The organism is Rubricella aquisinus, from assembly GCF_014199445.1.
In the GTDB taxonomy this organism is placed as follows: domain Bacteria; phylum Pseudomonadota; class Alphaproteobacteria; order Rhodobacterales; family Rhodobacteraceae; genus Rubricella; species Rubricella aquisinus.
Genome location: NZ_JACIJS010000001.1, coordinates 293,333 through 313,499, shown reverse-complemented (window position 1 = coordinate 313,499; position 20,167 = coordinate 293,333). Strand labels below are relative to the sequence as shown.

The window sequence follows — 20,167 nt, the reverse complement described above, 5'->3', positions numbered from 1 at the left end:
CACAAAAACAGATATTACCCCGAAACAGCGTCAAATCGTCAATCATTCCCCTTTGCAACGATTGTGGCGGGCCGGGTATTCTGCGCCCCGACGCCGCTGACACACCCAGCGTGCACTCTATTGCCTCCGGCAAATCGGGGGCCAGAAAGGAACGGCTGAGATGAACATTCACGAGTACCAGGCCAAGCAACTGCTCAAAGCCTATGGCGCCCCCGTATCCGATGGCCGCGCAGTCATGCGCGCCGAAGAAGCCAAGACCGCCGCAGGTGAGCTTGACGGCCCGCTTTGGGTTGTGAAGGCGCAAATCCATGCAGGCGGCCGCGGCAAGGGTAAGTTCATCGAAGAAAGCGCTGGCGAAAAGGGCGGCGTGCGCCTTGCCAAATCCGTCGAGGAAGCGGCAGAGGAAGCACAGAAAATGCTGGGCCGCACGCTCGTGACCCATCAGACCGGCCCGGCGGGCAAGCAGGTCAACCGCATCTACATCGAAGACGGCTCCGACATCGAGCGTGAGTTGTACCTCTCGCTTCTGGTGGATCGTGCGTCCTCCCGCATCTCTTTCGTTTGCTCCACCGAGGGCGGCATGGATATCGAGGAAGTGGCAGCACAGACGCCTGAGAAAATCCTCTCCTTCTCTGTCGATCCGGCATCGGGCCTGTCCGGCTTCCACGGTCGCCGGGTTGCCTTCGCGCTGGGCCTTGAGGGCGCGCAGGTCAAGCAATGCGTGAAGCTTATCAACCAGCTCTACAAACTCTTCGTGGAAAAAGACCTCGAGATGCTGGAGATCAACCCGCTGATCGTGACCGATAAGGGCGACCTGAAATGCCTTGATTGCAAGATGGGTTTTGACGGCAACGCGCTCTATCGCCACCCGGACGTGATCGCCCTGCGCGATGAGACGGAGGAGGACCCCAAGGAACTCGCCGCGTCCAAATTCGATCTGAACTACATCGCGCTGGATGGGGAGATCGGCTGCATGGTGAACGGCGCGGGCCTTGCCATGGCGACGATGGACATCATCAAGCTCTACGGCTCGGAGCCCGCGAACTTCCTCGATGTGGGCGGAGGTGCGACGAAGGAAAAGGTGACGGAAGCGTTCAAGATCATCACCTCTGACCCGAACGTCAAAGGCATCCTCGTCAACATCTTCGGCGGCATCATGCGCTGCGACGTGATCGCAGAAGGCGTGGTCGCGGCGGTGAACGAAGTGAGCCTCAGTGTGCCGCTCGTCGTGCGCCTTGAGGGCACGAACGTGGAGAAGGGCAAAGAGATCATCAACACCTCCGGCCTGAACGTCATCGCGGCAGACAACCTCGCGGACGCGGCAGAGAAGATCGTGAAGGCGGTTAAGGGGTGATTACAAAGCACGCCATACCTCTGTTAGCGAGCTTGTTGCCTGCCACACCAATAGTCGCCCAGTCATTTGCTGAAATGCAGGCGACTATGGGCGTTAGTATTGTTGCCGATGCTTGCATTGCGAATGCACCAGATTTCTTAAATGGGGTTGGTGTATTGGAAGATGCTGCGCTCCAAAAAGATGGGGATGTATGGATTGGAGGGAATGGCGCGCTTGCAATTTCTTTCCATGAAAACGATGAGATAGCAGCTTGCATTGCCACGATTACTGACACGGAGCCACGGCTTGTTTTTGACAGACTTGTCACTGCAATGCGCGATAACGATCCAAACACTCAGTTCGGGCAAATCGGTGGTGCCCCTGTAATCCGATCCGAGGTGAACGGCACGCTGGTTTTTGGGTCAATCCAACCTTCGCCGACTGGGATTACTGTCCTAATCCGAAGCCCTATTAATTGATCCCACCCGATCAAGAAAATCAAGGAGGCCCAACATGGCCATTCTCGTAGACCAAACCACTAAAGTCATCTGTCAGGGCCTGACCGGCTCTCAGGGCACGTTCCATTCTGAGCAGGCGATTGCGTACGGCACCAAGATGGTCGGTGGCGTGACCCCCGGTAAGGGCGGATCAAGCCATATCGGCCTGCCGATTTTCGACACCGTGTCGGAGGCGAAAGCCGCGACCGAAGCAAACGCCACCGCGATCTATGTCCCGCCGCCCTTCGCGGCTGATGCGATCTTGGAAGCGATTGATGCGGAGATGGAATTGATCGTCTGCATCACCGAAGGCATCCCGGTGCTTGACATGATGAAGGTGAAGCGGGCGCTTGAAGGCTCCAACTCCACCCTGATCGGCCCGAACTGCCCCGGTGTCATCACGCCTGATGCGTGCAAGATCGGCATCATGCCGGGCCATATCCATAAGCGTGGTTCCGTCGGGGTTGTGTCCCGCTCCGGCACGCTGACCTATGAGGCCGTAGCGCAAACGACGGCGGCGGGCCTTGGCCAGTCCACCTGCGTGGGCATCGGCGGCGACCCGATCAAGGGGATGGAGCATATCGACGTGCTTGAGATGTTCCTCGCGGATGATGAAACCGAAAGCATCATCATGATCGGTGAGATCGGTGGCGCGGCCGAAGAAGAGGCCGCTCAGTTCATCGCGGATGAGCGCAAGCGCGGGCGCGCCAAGCCCATCGCGGGCTTCATCGCGGGCCGTACCGCACCTCCGGGCCGCCGCATGGGCCACGCGGGCGCGATCATCGCCGGTGGTAAAGGTGGCGCCGAGGACAAGATCGAAGCCATGCGCTCCGCCGGGTTCGTGATTTCCGAGAGCCCCGCTGGCCTTGGCGAAGCTGTGCTGAAGGCGATTGGGTAAGCAACTCGTAAAGCCCTGGCCGGTGTCTGACCGGGCAGGGCTTCACTGCATCTTGCGCCTGAAATACTGGGAGAGGAAATAAAATGACCGATCAATCCCCGAACGACCAGTTCCGCAATTCCTCTTTCTTGCAGGGGCATAACGCGGAATATGTGGAGCAGCTTCACGCCGCTTACGCGAATGATCCGTCCAGCGTGGATGAAAGCTGGCAGGCGTTTTTCGCGGAACTGGGTGAGGAGAATGAGGCGCAGGCCGCCGCTGCTGGCCCCTCTTGGGCGCGCAGCGATTGGCCGCCCGTGCCCAGTGGCGACATGGTTGCCGCGCTGACCGGCGAATGGGACGAAGCCTCCCCCACCAAACTTGCCGAAAAGATTAAGGGCAAGGCAAAGGATGCAGGCGTCGCCGTGACGGAAGCTCAGGTGAAGCAGGCCGTGACCGACGCTGTGCGCGCGCTGATGCTGATCCGCGCCTACCGTATCCGGGGCCATCTGGCCGCTGACCTTGATCCGCTCAAGCTGGTGGAGCCGACCGCGCATCCCGAGCTTGATCCAAAGAATTACGGCTTTACCGAAGCCGATTACGACCGCCCGATTTTCCTTGATAACGTGCTGGGGCTGGCGACGGCGAACCTGCGCCAAATCCTCGACATCGTGAAGCGGACCTATTGCGGCACCTTCGCGCTTCAGTACATGCACATCTCCAACCCGGAGGAAGCGGGCTGGCTCAAGGAGCGGATTGAGGGCTACGGCAAGGAGATTGCCTTCACCAAACAGGGCCGAAAGGCGATCCTGAACAAGCTGGTTGAGGCCGAAGGGTTCGAGAAATTCCTCCATGTCAAATATACCGGCACCAAGCGGTTCGGCCTTGATGGTGGCGAAGCGCTGATCCCCGCGATGGAGCAGATCATCAAACGCGGCGGTGCGCTCGGCGTGAAAGAGATCGTGATCGGGATGCCCCACCGGGGCCGCCTGAGCGTGCTCGCCAATGTGATGGGCAAGCCCTACAAGGCGATCTTCAACGAATTTCAGGGTGGCAGCTATAAGCCGGATGAGGTCGAAGGCTCGGGCGATGTGAAATATCACCTCGGTGCGTCGTCGGACCGGGAATTTGACGGCAATTCCGTCCACCTGTCGCTGACCGCGAACCCCTCCCACCTTGAGGCGGTGAACCCGGTGGTGCTGGGCAAGGTCCGCGCCAAGCAGGAACAGCTCAACGATGACGCGCGCACGCAGGTGCTGCCGATCCTTCTGCATGGGGATGCGGCCTTTGCCGGGCAGGGTGTCGTGGCGGAGTGTTTCGGTCTGTCGGGCCTCAAGGGGCACAAGACCGGCGGCACGATCCATCTGGTTGTGAACAACCAGATCGGCTTTACCACAAGCCCGCACAATTCCCGATCCTCCCCCTATCCGACAGATATCGCGTTGATGGTGGAAGCGCCGATTTTCCATGTGAACGGCGATGATCCGGAGGCCGTGGTCCACGCCGCTCGCGTCGCGACCGAGTTCCGCCAGAAATTCGGCAAGGACGTGGTGATCGACATTTTCTGCTATCGCCGGTTTGGCCATAACGAGGGCGACGAGCCCATGTTCACCCAGCCGCAGATGTATACCGCGATCAAAAAGCAGAAAACGACGCTCCAGCTTTATACCGAGCGTCTGATCGCGGATGGCCTGATCCCCGAGGGGGAGATCGAGGACGCGAAAGCAGCCTTCCAAGCCCATCTCAACGAGGAGTTCGAAGCCGGCAAGGAATACCGCCCGAACAAGGCGGATTGGCTGGATGGTCGGTGGTCCCATATGGGCCGCAAGGACAAGGACGATTACCAGCGTGGCAAAACCGGTGTGGATGTCGACAAGCTGAAAGAAATCGGCACGACCCTTGCGACCTTGCCCGACAGCGTGAAGGCGCACAAAACCGTGCAGCGCCTGATGGCTGCGAAGAAAGAGATGATCGAGACCGGCAAGGGCATCGACTGGGCCACAGCAGAGGCGCTGTCATTCGGATCGCTGCTGACCGAAGGCTTCCCGGTGCGCCTGTCGGGGCAGGATTGTACGCGGGGCACGTTCTCCCAGCGGCATTCCGGCATCGTCGATCAGGAAACGGAGGAGCGGTACTATCCGCTCAACGCGATCAAATCCGGTCAGGCGCAGTATGAGGTGATCGACTCGATGCTGTCTGAATATGCCGTGCTTGGCTTTGAGTATGGCTATTCGCTGGCGGAGCCGAACACGCTGACCATCTGGGAAGCGCAGTTCGGGGATTTCGTGAACGGCGCGCAGATCATGATCGACCAGTTCATCTCATCGGGCGAGTCGAAATGGCTGCGGATGTCGGGCCTCGTGATGCTGTTGCCGCATGGCTATGAGGGGCAGGGGCCGGAGCATTCGTCTGCGCGGCTTGAACGCTTCCTACAGTTGTGTGCGCAGGACAACATGATCGTGGCCAACTGCACGACGCCTGCCAACTATTTCCACATTCTGCGCCGTCAGATCCATCGCAGCTTCCGCAAGCCGCTGATCATGATGACGCCGAAATCCCTGCTGCGGCACAAACTTGCGGTCAGCACGCTGGAGGAAATGGGGCCAGATAGCTCTTTCCACCGGGTGCTGTGGGATGATGCGCAATATGGCAACAGCGACACCAAACTGGTGGCCGATGACGAGATCAAGCGCGTCGTCGTCTGCTCCGGCAAGGTCTATTATGACCTGTTGGCGGAGCGGGACGCGCGCGGGATTGATGACATCTACCTGCTGCGTCTTGAGCAGTTCTATCCGTTCCCGGCGCAATCCATGTCCAAGGAGCTTGGCCGTTTCCCGCAGGCGGAGATCGTCTGGTGTCAGGAAGAGCCGAAAAACCAGGGCGCATGGTTCTTTGTTGAGCCGAATATCGAATGGGTCCTGACCCGCATCAAATCCAAGCATACCCGCCCCGTCTATGTCGGGCGGTCCGCAGCGGCCTCCCCGGCGACGGGGCTCGCCAGCCAGCACAAACATGAACAAGAGACGCTCGTTGATGCAGCGCTCACCATCGAAGGGAAATAAGTGATGAGCACTGAAGTCCGCGTACCCACCCTTGGCGAAAGCGTTACCGAAGCAACGGTCGCCACATGGTTCAAAAAGCCCGGCGACAGCGTTGCCGTGGATGAAATGCTCTGCGAGTTGGAAACCGATAAGGTGACGGTTGAAGTCCCGTCGCCCGCCGCTGGCACGCTTGGCGACATCGTTGCGGCTGAGGGAGAGACCGTTGGCGTTGACGCGCTGTTGGCCACCATCTCCGAAGGGGGCGAAGCCTCAACGGAAAAGGCCGCTCCGGCGAAGGAGGAGGTGAAATCCTCCGAGGCGACGGACGACAAAATCTCCGGCCAGATCGAAGTCAAAGTGCCCTCCTTGGGCGAAAGCGTGACCGAAGCGACCGTCGGCTCATGGTTCAAAAAGGTGGGCGATAGCGTCGCCGCCGATGAAGTGATCGCGGAGTTGGAAACTGACAAGGTGTCGGTCGAAGTACCTGCCCCGCAGGCCGGCGTGATCGCGAGCATTCTTGTGGGTGAAGGCGAAACCGTGGGCGCGGGCGGCACGCTGGCGCTTCTGTCCGGGGATGCTGCTGGTGCGCGCACCGTCGCCGCTGATGACAGCGCGGATGCCACCCCCCCTGCCGCGTCCTCCGCTGGCAAGGATGTGGAGCACGCCCCATCGGCCAAGAAACTGATGGCGGAGAAGGGCCTGACCCCCGATCAGGTGCAAGGCACTGGCCGCGATGGCCGCATCATGAAAGAGGACGTGCAGAACGCGAAAGCACCTGCCGCCGCTGCCTCCGCCGCCAGCATCGTCACAGCGGCCCCGGCCCCTGCGGCCACGCCACGTGCGCCGGTTCCGGCTGATGATGCCGCGCGCGAAGAGCGGGTGAAGATGACCCGCCTGCGCCAGACCATCGCCCGCCGTCTGAAAGAGGCACAGAACACTGCCGCGATGCTCACCACCTATAACGAGGTGGACATGAGCGCCGTGATGGCCCTGCGCAAGCAATACAAGGACGAGTTCGAGAAAAAGCACGGCGTGCGCCTCGGCTTCATGTCCTTCTTCACCAAGGCATGCGTCCATGCCCTGCGCGAAGTGCCTGAGGTGAATGCGGAGATTGATGGCACCGATGTCGTCTACAAAAACTTCGTGCATATGGGTGTGGCCGCTGGCACGCCCACGGGCCTTGTCGTGCCGGTGATCCGGGATGCGGATCAGATGAGCTTTGCCGCGATCGAAAAAGCGATTTCTGAGAAGGGCAAGCGCGCACGGGATGGCAAATTGTCCATGGCGGAAATGCAGGGCGGCACGTTCACCATCTCCAACGGTGGTGTGTACGGGTCGTTGATGTCCTCCCCCATCCTGAACCCGCCGCAATCCGGTATCCTCGGGATGCACAAAATTCAGGACCGTCCGGTGGTCGTGAACGGGGAGATCGTGATCCGCCCGATGATGTATCTCGCCCTCAGCTACGATCACCGCATCGTGGACGGCAAAGGGGCCGTGACCTTCCTCGTGCGCGTCAAGGAAGCGTTGGAAGATCCGCAGCGCCTGCTGATGGACCTGTAAAGAAACGGTTTCGGCCCCGCCCGGTGCGGCGGGGCCAGCCCAACTCAAGGGAGCCGGGAATGGACCTCGCGATCACATCGTTACGGATCATCATCGGCGTGACCCTTGTGGCCGTGGTTGCCCTGTTCATCGTCGGCGGCTTCATGCCCGAAAGCATCGTCTGGCCGTCCGTCTTCGCCTTCGCCCTCCAGGGCGTGGTGCTGTATCTCGTCCTGATTTTCCTGCGCAAAGGATGGCGCGGCGCGGCGCTCTTGTTCGTTCTGTTTTGCCTTTATCTGCTGATTGGCGGGATCACCGCGCCGTTCAGCGTCATCTCCATCATCGACTATGGCCTTGCGACCGTCGGTTTTGTCGGCATCTACGGAGTGTGGACATGGTGGCGGCATGAACGCCCCCGCCAGATGGGAGAGGACGCGTGATGCACTCCGCCCCGCCCCATGCCCAAGGTGCGATTGCCTTGATGAAGGCAATGCCGGGTCAGATGAGCACGCTGGCCGGAACGATGCGTTGGATGGAATGCACCTGTTATGGCCCCGCGCAGCGCTGGCTGTATAGCCATGTGGGCAAAACGGCGTCCTCCGCGATGCTGCGTGCCCTGTTTCATATCGAATTTGGCTATCCGCTGAGCGTCACCGCCCGGCGCAAGGGCGATATCAACCCCAATGTCGCGATGCACGCGCTGGTGACAACCGGGCTGTTTCGCGCGGCCTCTGACCCCCGGGTCAATTTCGCAGCGGTGATGGAGAAGCGCCCCATCAGTGTCGTCAGCCTGCGCCACCCGTCCCAGCGCGCCCTGTCGGCGTTTCGCTATATCTGCCGGGCGGATGCCGAAGGCGCGGATCAGTTTCTGGCCGAGCGACTGCGCATGACGGCGCTGCATGGGTTTGACTGGACCCGCGATCCCGGCACGGCGGACGGCTTTGCCAGATTTCTCGATTTCGTCGGGGCGGAGATCGCGCATCGCCCGAATGAGCAGATCAATCCGCATTACGCGCCGCAGGTCCAAACGCTCATTTTGGATAAATTGGCCTTTGACGTGCAGGTCCGGGCGGAGGATATGGGTCAGGGGGTGATGGCGCTGTGCGACCGGCTTGATCTGCATCCGCAGCCCATTCTCGATGATCTGGGTCAGCCAAACCAGACGGGCGCGGAGGGCGCGGACTGGCTGGCGCGGCCAGATATCCGCCAACGGCTCGCCACGCTCTATGCCACGGATTATGAGGTATTGAACTATGACCCCTGAATTGACCGTTCTGGCGCTCGCGGCCCTTGTGCAGGTCGTGCAATTCGTGCTGATGGCCGTGCCCGCGAACAAGGAACTCGGCGTCGGCTATACCGCCAGCGCGCGGGACCGGGAGCCGTCACGCCAGATGTCCGAGCGGACCGGGCGGCTCAAACGCGCGATGGACAACCATTTCGAAGGGCTGATCCTGTTTACCATCGCCGTCGTTGTGGTCACGCTTGGCGATCAATCCTCGCCCGTGACGGTGGGTGCGGCCTGGGCGTATCTCGGGGCGCGCATCCTTTATGTTCCGGCCTATGCGTTCGGGTGGCGCCCATGGCGCTCCCTCATCTGGTTCGTGGGCTTTCTTGCAACGGTTGTGATGATCCTCGCAGCCCTTATCTGAATAACGACGCGGGCAATGTGGCCCGGTAAAGGAGAGACAAATGGCAAGCTATGATGTGATCGTGATTGGCAGTGGCCCCGGCGGCTATGTCTGTGCCATCCGCTGCGCGCAACTGGGCCTGAAAACCGCTTGTGTTGAGGGGCGCGATACGCTCGGTGGCACCTGCCTCAATGTGGGCTGCATCCCATCAAAGGCGCTGTTGCACGCGTCGCACATGTATCACGAGGCGCATGAAAACTTCACCAAGATGGGCATTATGGGAAAATCGCCCTCCGTCGATCTGGGCAAGATGATGGAATATAAGGCCGACACGATCGGGCAGAACACCAAAGGCATCGAATTCCTGTTCAAGAAGAACAAGGTCGAGTGGCTGAAAGGCTGGGGCAAGATCACCGAGCCGGGCAAGGTGCAGGTCGGTGACGAGGTGCATGAAGCCAAGAATATCGTGATCGCCACCGGATCTGACGTGGCACCGCTCAAGGGTGTTGAGGTCGATGAAAAGGTCATCGTGTCCTCCACCGGCGCGCTGGAGCTGAAGAAAGTGCCGAACAAGATGATCGTCATCGGTGGCGGTGTGATCGGGCTGGAAATGGGATCGGTTTATTCCCGGCTGGGCGCTGAGGTGACGGTGATTGAATACCTCGACCGGATCGTGCCGGGCATGGACGGGGAAGTCGCCAAGACGTTCCAGCGGATACTGAAGAAACAGGGCATCAATTTCGTGACCGGGGCAGCGGTACAATCCGCAACCGTGAGCCGGAACAAGGCGAAGGTGACTTACCAACTGCGCAAGGATGAAAGCAGCCACGAGATGGATGCCGATATCGTCCTCCTTGCCACCGGTCGTCGACCCTATACCGAAGGGCTTGGCCTTGCCGAAGTGGGTGTCGCGATGACGGACCGTGGCATGGTTGAGACGGACAAGCATTGGCAGACCAACGTCAAGGGCATCTACGCCATTGGCGACGTGATCGCAGGCCTGATGCTCGCCCATAAGGCAGAGGATGAGGGCATGGCCGTTGCGGAGACCATTGCGGGTCAGGCCGGGCATGTGAATTACGACGTGATCCCCGGCGTCGTCTATACCACGCCCGAAGTGGCAAGCGTGGGCCTGACCGAAGATCAACTGAAAGAACAGGGTCGGGCGTATAAGGTCGGCAAGTTCAACTTCATGGGCAATGGCCGCGCGAAGGCCGTGTTTCAGGGTGAAGGCTTCGTCAAGCTGCTGGCCGATAAGGAGACGGACCGCATTCTGGGCTGTCATGTGATTGGCCCGATGGCGGGTGATCTGATCCACGAGGTTTGCGTCGCGATGGAATTTGGCGCGGCTGCCGAAGATCTGGCGCGGACGTGCCATGCGCACCCGACCTTCTCCGAAGCGATGCGGGAAGCCGCACTTGCCTGTGGGGATGGTGCGATCCACGCATAAGCCGGATTTCCTCTATGCGTCATGAACCGCCGCGCGTGCCGCGCGGCGGTGCCTCCGGCGGGAGGTATTTAGGGAAAAAAGAAGGGCATGTCCGCAAATCGTGTGGGTCGGCTGTACGGGACAAAACGGATCTTGGAGTTTTGCTTTTTAAGGTCCGGTTTTGCAGGTCGCGGCGAGTCTTAGCCACTCACCAGGCCAAATGCCATTGCTGCTAGAGCTGCAAATCCAGCGTTCCAAGCCAGGGTACGCAAGCCCACGATGCCCAAGGGGTACAGCAATGCATACGCGACACGCGCGGCGACAAAGATTACGGCCCCCCAATGAGTCAGAGCGTTTGAAGTTCCCAATACCTCGGTCGCCAGTACAAGGGGGACGAACAGAACGGCAGCTTCAATGCTGTTTCTGACGGTTCGGGCAAGACGACCGGCAACAGGGACGTCGGCGTCCACGGAATCAGCTCGGTTTCCGGTTACGTATGCCATGCCTTTGGCCCGCGCCAGTAGCAAAGGTTGAGCAATCAGCAGCGCTGCAAACGTCGCCAGAAAAACTAGAAGGGAGATCATCTCGGTGGTCATATTGTACTTCCTTTCAGATTGGTTCTGTGTACTGTTTCGATCAGTACAAAATGGCTTAAACGCCAATCCCACCCTTAGTCAATCGCATTGTCCGGAGTAGTACAAAATGCCACGTTCGTTGGAGTTTGATCCCGACACCGCTAAAGCCACAATCATGGGAGTGTTCTGGACCAAGGGATACGAGGCAACGAGCCTGAGTGATCTCGAAAGTGCAACGTCACTCGTTCGCACTAGTCTCTACAACTCGTTTGGCAAGAAGCCCGAGATGTTTCTCGACAGTCTGAAGCTTTACCACGAGACGATTGAAAATCAGATCGAGGCAATAACGCGAGGGCGAGGAAGCGAGTCACTCATCGAGGTGATCAGTGCCATGATGGAGGGATCGGATAAGTCGCCCCAACAGCCTGCCGGATGTCTGATGGTTATGTCAGCAACGCAAAGCAAATCCATCGAGCCCCGCCATCTTCAGCTTGTACTGGACTACAGGCAGATGCTTGTCAGAAAGGCGAAACGGGTGCTGGAGCGAGACAGGCAATCGGGGAGGCTCGCACGATATGTTGACCCCGAGGGTGCAGCAGAGTTTTTGGTATGTGTTGTCTGGGGCGCGTTGGCCGCACAATGCCTCAGCGCAGAGCGCGACGCTGCTGCAGACGGGGCGGACATGCTCAAGATGACGATTCAGCATTGGCTCACTAACTGACTGAAACTCTAGTTCACGTCTGAACGAAACTTGCCGTTCGGCGCCCGCGCAGCATCGGTGGGTCTGGGCTCAAAACGGACATTCGTCACTTTCCAGCTGCATTGCTTCGAATATATTGGCTCTCGCGCCGATTGAAGCGAACCAACACAATTTGCGGACATGCCCAGATAGAAACGGAGGGCCGACAGGCGCGTGATCAGGTGTTTTTCGCCAATCCGATGAGGCCATCGCCCAAAATGCCCGTGCCGAAAAAGAATACGGCCAAAGGGATCGGGCTTGCCGCCAAGGCCACCGCGATGGTGAACGGCACGGGCGAGAAAGCGCGGCTGGCCCCCGCCAGCAACGAAATGCCGCCCCCACCCCCGACAACCACATTGCCCGGAAGGTTCAGCAGGGCTGCAATCGCGAGGTAGCGCCAGTTCAGAAGCAGGCGCGCCACGCGGTTATGCTGGAACAGCGCGCACAGCCGATCATGCTCGCTCAAATCGGGGTGGTTTCGGGCGGACAGGAAATGCCCGCGCTCTTGCAAGCCCAACCGATCCAGAATCGCGAGCAACCTGTGTTCCGGGACCGAGCGGCCAACAGCGAACGCGATAAACAGCCCCAAAACCGTCGCCAGCAACACGACCGGCGCGGCGTTTGCGCCAAACAGCACCATGATGGCGATGCCAAGTTCCGCACCGGGAATGAACGGCACGGCCAGCAGCAGCGCATAGGCCACGATCAGCAGGATCAGCAGCCAATGCCCCTGAGCGGCGTTCATAGACCAGCGGGCGATGTCATCAAGGGACGGAAGCTGCCCGCGAAAATGCACGACCAGCCCGACAAGCACGCAAAGCAGCAGGATCAGACAGGCGGCAAGGATGCGTTTCCAGACCGCCCGGCCAAGGGTCAGGCCGTCCTGCCCCGGCAGGTCGGCGGGGCGTTTCATGATGCGATCGGGGGTCTATCACACCCCATGGGCCGCATCGGTTAGGCTTTTGACGAAGGCCAAGACATCCGCCGTGCTGTCGCCGTTGGCGATGCGCTCCACGATGGCGGAGCCGACGACGACGCCATCCGCGACCTTGGCCATTTCGGCAGCGCCCTCGGGTGTCTTGATCCCGAAACCGACGCAGACGGGCAGGTTTGCCGCCGCCTTGATCCGGGCCACATCGGGGGCGACCTGTGCTGCATTCGCGGTGGCCGCGCCAGTGATCCCGGTGATGGACACATAATACACGAAGCCCGACGTGTTCTTTACCACAGCGGGCAACCGCTTATCGTCGGTCGTGGGGGTGGAAAGGCGGATGAAGTCGATGCCCACCTCCTGCGCGGGAAGGCACAGCTCCGCATCCTCCTCGGGCGGCAGATCGACAATGATCAGGCCATCGACGCCCGCGTCTGACGCGGCAGTGAGGAACGCCTCCACACCCATCGCATAGACGGGGTTGTAATACCCCATCAGGACGATCGGCGTTGTGGCATCCTTCACGCGGAAAGCGCGCACCATATCAAGCACGCGCGACAGGGTCATGCCCGCCTCAAGCGCGCGTTGCCCGGCAAGCTGGATCGCCGGGCCATCGGCCATCGGATCGGTGAAGGGCATGCCCAACTCGATGATGTCCACGCCCGCGCCCGGAAGCCCCTCCAGAACCTCCTGACATTTCGCCTGATCGGGATCGCCCGCCATGATGAAAGAGACGAAGGCCGTGCGGCCCTCGGCGGTCAGTCTGGCAAAGGTGTCATCAATGCGGCTCATGGCGCGGGCCTCCTGTTAGTCTTTGCGAAAGAACTTCTTGTCGCGGGGTTTGCCGTCACGGCCCATGGGGCGGTCATCGCGTGGCTTGTCGCCGCCCTTGTTGAAGCCGCCACGGTCGCCGCCGCCCTTGTTGAATTTGCCGCCGCGGTCATCCTCGCGCGGTTCCCACTTTTTTAGCAGGACAGGGGCAAAGGTATCGCGGCCAATCACGCCCTCATTGCACCAGACGGTGTGCACCTTGTCCCCGTCGACGGCCTCAACGGCCATACGCATCGAGCCTGCGGTCAGAACGACGATGTCGCCCACTTTCAAGTCAGTCATGTCTCATCCTTTAGGGGCCAGTTGCCCCCGATATCCCGGCGAAAACGCCTTTGGTTCCTTGGCTGGAATGAGGCAAACGCTGCCCGGACGCAAGCCCTTTCACGGGATCAAAGGGCGTCTCGCACCGCCAAATCGGCCAAATCGGGGCTGTTGAGGGCTTAGAAGGCGCGAAAGCGCCGGTGCCGGTCGGATCGCCCTTGGGCCAGCCTGCCCGCGGCTATTCGTCAAAGGCGGGCGCGGCAAGCACTTGCGCGAAGCGGGCCGGGTCTTTCGGCCACGTGGCGAGTATCGTCAAGAACGTCGCCTTGTCGCCCGCATAGAGCGCGCGCGCGGCCTCCTCATATCCCGGCTGATCCCCGAGCAATGCAGACATGAACCGATCCGCCCGCGCCATGGCCTGTTTGCGCGATTGCACGGGATGCACCGGGGCCTTGCGCGTCTCATCAATCAGGCGGCGCAGGGTTGCAGACGCGCCCCCGGGTTGCGCGGCGAGCCAGTCCCAATGCCGGGGCAGGAGTGTGACCTCTTTTGCCACCACGCCCAGTTTGGGCCGCCCACGTTTGGCGGGTGGAGCGGGGGGCATGTGTCGTGACATGACCTCAGCATCAGTGCCGCTGAGGTCGAGATCGACAAACGCACCGGTTGCCGCGTCGAACACTTCGGCCGGTGCGTCAGCTCCGTTTTTCTTGAGGAAAAGGGCAACCTCTGGCGCGGGGCCAGAGGTGAGTTTTGTCATATCGCGAAAGGCGATGAGGTGGCGTATCTGCTGGGAATTATTACTCATTCCATTTTATACCCGGGTAATATAATGGCGTCAATATTACCCGGGTAAATTATAGATCCTCACCCAGCGCATCGGCAACGGTGAAGATATCCTTGTCGCCCCGGCCACACATGTTCATGACAAGGAGGTGATCGCTTGGCAGATCGCCCGCGATCTTGCTCACATGGGCAAGTGCGTGGGATGGCTCCAGCGCCGGAATGATCCCTTCGGTCACGCAGCACATCTGGAACGCGGCGAGCGCCTCCTTATCCGTGGCGGACACATACTCGACCCGACCGATATCATTGAGCCATGCGTGCTCCGGCCCGATTCCCGGATAATCGAGACCGGCGGAAATCGAATGCCCTTCGATGATCTGGCCGTCCTCGTCCTGCAACAGGTAGGTACGGTTCCCGTGCAGCACACCCGGGCGCCCGCCGGTAAGGGAGGCAGCGTGCTCCATCCGGTCATCGACACCATGTCCACCCGCTTCGACGCCGATGATCCGAACCGATTCGTCATCAAGGAACGGATGGAACAGGCCCATCGCATTTGACCCACCGCCGATGCAGGCCACCAGACTGTCGGGAAGGCGGCCCTCCCGCTCCAGCATCTGCGCCTTGGTCTCTTTCCCGATGATGGATTGAAAATCCCGCACCATCGCCGGATAGGGATGCGGCCCCGCGACGGTGCCGATGCAATAGAAGGTCTCATCCACATTCGTGACCCAGTCGCGCAACGCTTCGTTCATCGCGTCCTTCAGCGTCCCCCGCCCGGAGGTGACGGGAACCACCTTCGCGCCAAGCAGGTTCATGCGAAAAACGTTGGGCTTTTGCCGCTCAACGTCGGTTGCGCCCATGAACACGATGCACTCCAAACCGAAGCGCGCGCAGACCGTAGCGGTGGCAACGCCGTGCTGCCCTGCGCCGGTCTCAGCGATGATCCGCTTTTTGCCCATGCGGCGGGCCAGAAGGATCTGCCCCAGAACATTGTTGATCTTGTGCGCGCCTGTGTGGTTCAGCTCATCGCGCTTGAGATAGATTTTGGCGCCGCCAAACTTCTCCGTCAGACGCTCCGCGAAATAGAGCGGTGAGGGCCGGCCCACATAGTGCTTCCACAGATCATCCATCTCCGCCCAGAAAGACGGATCCGTCTTGGCCTTCTCATACTCTGCCTCAAGATCCAAAATCAGCGGCATCAGTGTTTCGGAAACGAAACGTCCCCCAAACAACCCGAAGCGTCCTTCGGCATCGGGGCCGGCGGAATAGGCATTGGGTGCATGTGTGTTCATCGTGCGACCTCCCTCATCAGACAAGACCTTCTACGGGGGATCATGATGACTGAAAAGCAACGAAATGGAAAAAGGGCGCGCTCCCGCACGTCGGCTTCGCCTCCCTTTGGGGTGAGGGCGAGAGACAAACGCTGCGGGGCAGCGTTTGCGCCCAAACGCGCGGAATGGAATGAAGCGCCGCGAAAAGGGAAGATTGCGCTGAGGTGTTTGAGGAACAGGTTTGTTCCTCAAATCACGCTTCCGATTGTGCAGCTACGATTCGCCCGCGCGTCAAGGCCGCTCGTGCCTCGGGCCTTGACCCACGGCCGAATCGCGGGGGCTGCTCTCGCCACGCCAAGTCCAATTCACTTTCTTCAAATATACCCCGCCGGAGGCATAAATCTCTTACCGGTGCGCCAGCACCGGCCCGGCCCAACGGGAGGACGGAGCGCAGCGACGGAACGACGGGCGGGAGCGCGCTGTTAAAGCACCCGCCCTGCGATTGCGTCGAGTTTTGCCATCAGCGCAGGGTCGCGTTTTTCGGGGGCGGTCATGATTGCCGTATCCAAGGCGCGATCGCATCCATGGGGGCAAATGGCACGCTCCGCGCCCAACAGGCCCGGCAGGGCGGCGACCATGTTGCGTGCCTTATCGGCGTTGCCCAGCAGGGTCTTGATCACCTCGCTTACGTCCACTTCGCCATGGTCGGGATGCCAGCTGTCGTAATCCGTCACCATCGCGACGGAGGCATAGCAAAGCTCCGCTTCGCGCGCGAGTTTCGCCTCTGGCATGTTGGTCATCCCGATCACGTCGCAGCCCCAGACCTCCCGATAGAGTTTGCTTTCGGCAAGTGTCGAGAATTGCGGCCCTTCCATCGCAAGATATGTGCCACCCCGATGGGTGGTGATCCCCGCGCCGCGCGCGGCGGTCTCCGCAGCATCGGACAGGCGCGCACAGGTCGGATGGGCCAGCGCGACATGTGCCGTGCATCCCGTCCCGAAAAAGCTCTTCTCCCGTGCGACGGTCCGGTCGATGAACTGGTCCACGATCACGAAATCCCCCGGCGCCATTTCCTCCCGGAAGGAGCCGCAGGCGGAGACGCTGAACACATCCGTTACGCCCACCCGTTTCAGAGCGTCAATATTCGCGCGATAGGGCACCGTCGTCGGGCTATGTACATGGCCGCGCCCGTGGCGGGGCAGGAACACCATCTCAACTCCATCCAGCGTCCCGCTCAACAGCGCATCGGACGGCGCGCCCCATGGGCTGTCGACGCTGATCCATTCCGCCCCTTCCAGCCCCTCAATCTCGTAGAGGCCAGACCCCCCGATGATCCCGATTTTCGTGCGTGTCATGGGGCCTCCGTCCGTGTCCTGCTTGGTCAGTTGGTTTTGCGTGTGGGGGCGAAAGGCAGGGGCACCACTGGTATCCCGTCCTCCGCGAGCGATTTTGCGTCGGCAAGCTTGGCCTCTCCCCAGATCGGGCGGTCTTGTGCTTCACCGTCATGGATGCGGCGGGCCTCTGTCGCGAAGGTGTCGCCAACGTAGTCCGCTTCGGCCTCGACTTTCGTGCGCAATGCGCGCAGCGCCTGCTCAGCCGGGTGCGCAGGGGCGCTGAGAGCTGGTGCGTTGTCCTGCTCTTTCGTGCGGACCCGCGGGGCCATGATCGCCTTCTCCACCGAAGATACGCCGCACACCGCACAGGCCACATGGCCGGCCGATTGCAGCCGGTCAAAGGTGGCACTGTCCTGAAACCAGCTGTCAAACTGGTGCCCGTCTTTGCATTTCAGCGCGTAGCGGATCATTGGTGAGCCTGCCCCTTTCGTTCTCAAGCCTGTATATAGGGCGCGCGGAGTTGCGGCGCAAATCATGTCTCCCGATAGCATCCACGCGCGCGTCGGCGTTGAATGGCCTTCCCTATTCGGGAATTGGGCTGCTAGAACACTCCGGGATGTGACGGGGAGTGCGCGGTGTCCAATCGGCTCTGGACGGCTCTATGTGTGGCTTTGGTTGCGGCGTTTGCCGCGGCCAGTGTGGGCGATATGGGTGGGCTTGGCCGGTTCCTTGTGGTGTTGGGCTTTGGGATGCTCGCGGCCTTCACGCTGGAAATGGTGCTTGATCCGCCCGAGCCGAAACAGACCGCCCCCCAGCGGGAGCCAGTGTCGCGGGGTGGGTTCAGCCGCTCCATGCTCGACCGGATGCCCGCGCCCTTTATCCTGATCGACCTGCGCGGGCGTGTGACCTATTCCAACGGAGAGGCCGCGCGCGTCCTGCCCCGGATCAGACCCGGCGCGCATTTCTCAACCATGATGCGCGCACCTGATTTCATCGAAGCGATTGAATCGGTGGCCAAGACGGGGCGGGAGCGTCATGTGCATTTCATCCTGCCCTCCCGCGCGCAGCAGCATGTGGTGGCGCACATCGCCCTTTTGCCTGCGGGTGGCGAATTCGGGCCGGATGAGCAGATCATGATCCAGATCGAGGATCAGACGGAGCAATACCGCGCCAACACCCTGCGCAGCGATTTCATCGCCAATGCGAGCCATGAGTTGCGCACGCCGCTGGCCTCCATCATCGGGTATATCGAAACCCTGCGGGGCCATGCCAAGGACGACCCAGAGGCGCGGGAGCATTTTCTGGGCATCATGGAAAAGCAGGCCGCGCGGATGCGGCGGCTCGTCGATGATCTGATGTCGCTGTCGCGGATCGAATTGTCAGAGCATGTGCGCCCCGGTGATCTGGTTGACCTCCATACACTCGCGCGGGAGGCCGCAGCCGGGCTTGAGCCGCAACGCGCGCAATATGAGGCGCGCCTCACGCTGGATTTGCCCGACACACCGATGCTGGTGAAGGGGGACCGGGATCAGCTTGTGCAGGTGCTCGTTAATCTGATCGACAACGGCATGAAATATGGCGGCGATGGCGCAGGCGTGACGGTGCAAAGCGCCGGAGAGGACACGCGCTATCCCGGCATGGTGGGCATCACCGTCGTCGACAGCGGCCCCGGCATCGCGCGCGAACATATCCCCCGCCTGACGGAGCGATTCTATCGCGTCTCCGCCAAGCAGAGCATGGAAAAGGGCGGCACCGGGCTGGGCCTTGCTATCGTGAAACACATCGTCAAACGGCATATGGGTGACCTCGCGATTGAGTCGACCCTCGGGCAGGGCAGCCGATTCACCCTGTGGTTTCCAATGGCAAAAGGCGCAGCCCAGGATAGCGCCGCTCCTGAAAGTATCGAAAAAACAGACGCTTAGACTGTCATATTTCCGATAACGGCTTTCGTTAGACATTCACCATCCCCGAAAGACGGGGTGATCCTCTGGCCCGGACCGGGCGGAGGGCAATGAATTCAAAAACGGAGTATCCCCGTGAAAGCCACAAACATCTTCGCGCTCGCCGCCGCAGGTGCCATCGCCGCAACCGCCGCAACCGCGCGTGACCAGATCCAGATCGTTGGTTCCTCCACCGTCTTCCCGTTCGCAACTGCGGTTGCTGAGCAGTTTGGCAACACCACCTCCTTCCCCACGCCGATCATCGAATCCACCGGTTCCGGCGGCGGCTTCCGCCTGTTCTGTGGCGGTGTTGGCGTTGAGCATCCCGACATGACGAACGCGTCCCGCCGGATGAAAGTGTCTGAGTTGGAGACCTGCTTTGAGAACGGTGTGACTGAAGTTACCGAATCCAAGATCGGTTTTGACGGCATCGTCCTCGCGAACTCCAACGCGGCACCGACCTATGACCTGACCATCGGTCAGATTTGGCAGGCGCTCGCGGCAGATGGCCCGCTCCCGACCATGTGGAATGAGATTGACCCCTCCCTTCCTGCCGTGGCGATCGAAGTGTTCGGCCCGCCGCCGTCCTCCGGCACGCGTGACGCGTTCGAAGAGCTGATCATGGAAGAGGGTTGTGAGACCGTTCCCGGCGCGAATTGCGAAAACTCCGCGCATATCCGTGAGGATGGAATCTACGTGGATGCGGGCGAAAACGACAACCTGATCGTGTCCCGCCTGACCGCAAACCCGCAGGCGCTGGGCATTTTCGGCTTCTCCTTCCTTGATCAGAACTCTGATGCGATCCACGGCTCCCTGATCAACGGTGTCGAGCCGACGTTTGAGGCAATCCTTGAAGGTGACTATCCGGTGTCCCGCTCGCTCTACTACTACATCAAGAAAGCGCATGTCGGCGTTGTCCCGGGCATCGAAGAGTATGCGGCTGAGTTTGCTTCTGAGGAAGCGGCTGGCGAAGATGGCTATCTGATTGACCGCGGCCTGATCCCGCTGTCCGAGGAAGGCTTTGCGATCAACCAGGCAAACGTTTCCGACCTCGTGAACCTCACCATCGAAGACCTCCAGAAGTAATCTGACCTCAGATTGCCGGGAGGGCGGGTGCATGTCGCACCCGCCCTTCTCGTTTTTTACAAAACTGTC

Annotated in this window: 20 protein-coding genes; 12 read left to right on the top strand and 8 right to left on the bottom strand. The window is 60.6% G+C overall.

Going from position 1 to position 20,167, the window contains the following annotated elements; translation table 11 throughout:
• Positions 1-160 precede the first annotated feature (160 nt).
• From sucC to lpdA, 9 genes are all read left to right on the top strand, one after another.
• The gene (sucC, locus tag FHS89_RS01485) at positions 161-1,354 is read left to right on the top strand and encodes an ADP-forming succinate--CoA ligase subunit beta (RefSeq protein WP_184007739.1); all 1,194 of its coding nucleotides are present in this window, start codon (positions 161-163) and stop codon (positions 1,352-1,354) included.
• 35 nt (positions 1,355-1,389) lie between these two features.
• Complete coding sequence (locus tag FHS89_RS01480; RefSeq protein ID WP_184007737.1) at positions 1,390-1,812, top strand: hypothetical protein; 423 nt, start codon at positions 1,390-1,392, stop codon at positions 1,810-1,812.
• A gap of 34 nt (positions 1,813-1,846) precedes the next feature.
• Positions 1,847-2,728 (top strand): succinate--CoA ligase subunit alpha, encoded by an 882-nt coding sequence (gene sucD, locus FHS89_RS01475; protein WP_184007735.1) that lies wholly within the window; start codon positions 1,847-1,849, stop codon positions 2,726-2,728.
• Positions 2,729-2,811: 83 nt separating this feature from the next.
• Positions 2,812-5,769, top strand: coding sequence for a 2-oxoglutarate dehydrogenase E1 component (locus FHS89_RS01470; RefSeq protein ID WP_184007734.1), 2,958 nt, complete (start codon positions 2,812-2,814; stop codon positions 5,767-5,769).
• Between the two features lie 3 nt (positions 5,770-5,772).
• Positions 5,773-7,311, top strand: a complete 1,539-nt coding sequence (gene odhB / locus FHS89_RS01465; RefSeq protein WP_184007732.1) for a 2-oxoglutarate dehydrogenase complex dihydrolipoyllysine-residue succinyltransferase — start codon at positions 5,773-5,775, stop codon at positions 7,309-7,311.
• A gap of 59 nt (positions 7,312-7,370) precedes the next feature.
• Positions 7,371-7,730 (top strand): hypothetical protein, encoded by a 360-nt coding sequence (locus tag FHS89_RS01460; protein ID WP_184007730.1) that lies wholly within the window; start codon positions 7,371-7,373, stop codon positions 7,728-7,730.
• On the top strand, positions 7,730-8,554 hold the full coding sequence (locus FHS89_RS01455) for a sulfotransferase family 2 domain-containing protein (RefSeq protein WP_184007728.1): 825 nt from the start codon (positions 7,730-7,732) through the stop codon (positions 8,552-8,554). Before FHS89_RS01460 ends, FHS89_RS01455 begins: the two co-directional genes overlap by 1 nt.
• Positions 8,544-8,939 (top strand): MAPEG family protein, encoded by a 396-nt coding sequence (locus tag FHS89_RS01450; protein ID WP_184007726.1) that lies wholly within the window; start codon positions 8,544-8,546, stop codon positions 8,937-8,939. The genes FHS89_RS01455 and FHS89_RS01450 overlap by 11 nt, the downstream gene beginning before the upstream one ends.
• A gap of 40 nt (positions 8,940-8,979) precedes the next feature.
• Positions 8,980-10,368 carry a dihydrolipoyl dehydrogenase gene (gene lpdA, locus FHS89_RS01445; RefSeq protein WP_184007724.1) on the top strand — a complete coding sequence of 463 codons (1,389 nt, stop codon included), beginning with the start codon at positions 8,980-8,982 and terminating at the stop codon, positions 10,366-10,368.
• Between the two features lie 179 nt (positions 10,369-10,547).
• Here the strand turns inward: lpdA and FHS89_RS01440 are convergent, their stop codons facing one another.
• Positions 10,548-10,943: an MAPEG family protein gene (locus FHS89_RS01440; RefSeq protein ID WP_184007722.1), complete on the bottom strand. Its 396-nt coding sequence runs from the start codon at positions 10,941-10,943 to the stop codon at positions 10,548-10,550.
• 118 nt (positions 10,944-11,061) lie between these two features.
• Here FHS89_RS01440 and FHS89_RS01435 point away from each other — a divergent pair, with 118 nt between their 5' ends.
• Positions 11,062-11,643: a TetR/AcrR family transcriptional regulator gene (locus tag FHS89_RS01435; RefSeq protein ID WP_184007720.1), complete on the top strand. Its 582-nt coding sequence runs from the start codon at positions 11,062-11,064 to the stop codon at positions 11,641-11,643.
• A 196-nt stretch (positions 11,644-11,839) separates the two neighbouring features.
• Here the strand turns inward: FHS89_RS01435 and FHS89_RS01430 are convergent, their stop codons facing one another.
• From FHS89_RS01430 to FHS89_RS01400, 7 genes are all read right to left on the bottom strand, one after another.
• A complete protein-coding gene (locus tag FHS89_RS01430; protein ID WP_184007718.1) occupies positions 11,840-12,574 on the bottom strand; it encodes a hypothetical protein in 735 nt (244 codons plus the stop codon).
• 18 nt (positions 12,575-12,592) lie between these two features.
• On the bottom strand, positions 12,593-13,384 hold the full coding sequence (trpA, locus tag FHS89_RS01425; RefSeq protein WP_184007716.1) for a tryptophan synthase subunit alpha: 792 nt from the start codon (positions 13,382-13,384) through the stop codon (positions 12,593-12,595).
• 15 nt (positions 13,385-13,399) lie between these two features.
• Positions 13,400-13,705, bottom strand: coding sequence for a hypothetical protein (locus FHS89_RS01420; protein ID WP_184007714.1), 306 nt, complete (start codon positions 13,703-13,705; stop codon positions 13,400-13,402).
• A 217-nt stretch (positions 13,706-13,922) separates the two neighbouring features.
• Positions 13,923-14,489, bottom strand: a complete 567-nt coding sequence (locus tag FHS89_RS01415; RefSeq protein WP_184007712.1) for a DUF2239 family protein — start codon at positions 14,487-14,489, stop codon at positions 13,923-13,925.
• Positions 14,490-14,538: 49 nt separating this feature from the next.
• Complete coding sequence (gene trpB / locus FHS89_RS01410) at positions 14,539-15,759, bottom strand: tryptophan synthase subunit beta (protein WP_184007709.1); 1,221 nt, start codon at positions 15,757-15,759, stop codon at positions 14,539-14,541.
• A gap of 461 nt (positions 15,760-16,220) precedes the next feature.
• On the bottom strand, positions 16,221-17,093 hold the full coding sequence (locus tag FHS89_RS01405; protein ID WP_184007707.1) for an S-methyl-5'-thioadenosine phosphorylase: 873 nt from the start codon (positions 17,091-17,093) through the stop codon (positions 16,221-16,223).
• Between the two features lie 26 nt (positions 17,094-17,119).
• The gene (locus FHS89_RS01400; RefSeq protein WP_184007705.1) at positions 17,120-17,542 is read right to left on the bottom strand and encodes a DUF1178 family protein; all 423 of its coding nucleotides are present in this window, start codon (positions 17,540-17,542) and stop codon (positions 17,120-17,122) included.
• Between the two features lie 165 nt (positions 17,543-17,707).
• On the opposite strand from FHS89_RS01400, the gene FHS89_RS16400 reads away from it, so the two are divergent.
• The gene (locus FHS89_RS16400; RefSeq protein ID WP_184007703.1) at positions 17,708-18,994 is read left to right on the top strand and encodes an ATP-binding protein; all 1,287 of its coding nucleotides are present in this window, start codon (positions 17,708-17,710) and stop codon (positions 18,992-18,994) included.
• 114 nt (positions 18,995-19,108) lie between these two features.
• Positions 19,109-20,098, top strand: a complete 990-nt coding sequence (locus tag FHS89_RS01390) for a substrate-binding domain-containing protein (protein ID WP_343051302.1) — start codon at positions 19,109-19,111, stop codon at positions 20,096-20,098.
• The last annotated feature ends 69 nt before the right edge of the window (positions 20,099-20,167 follow it).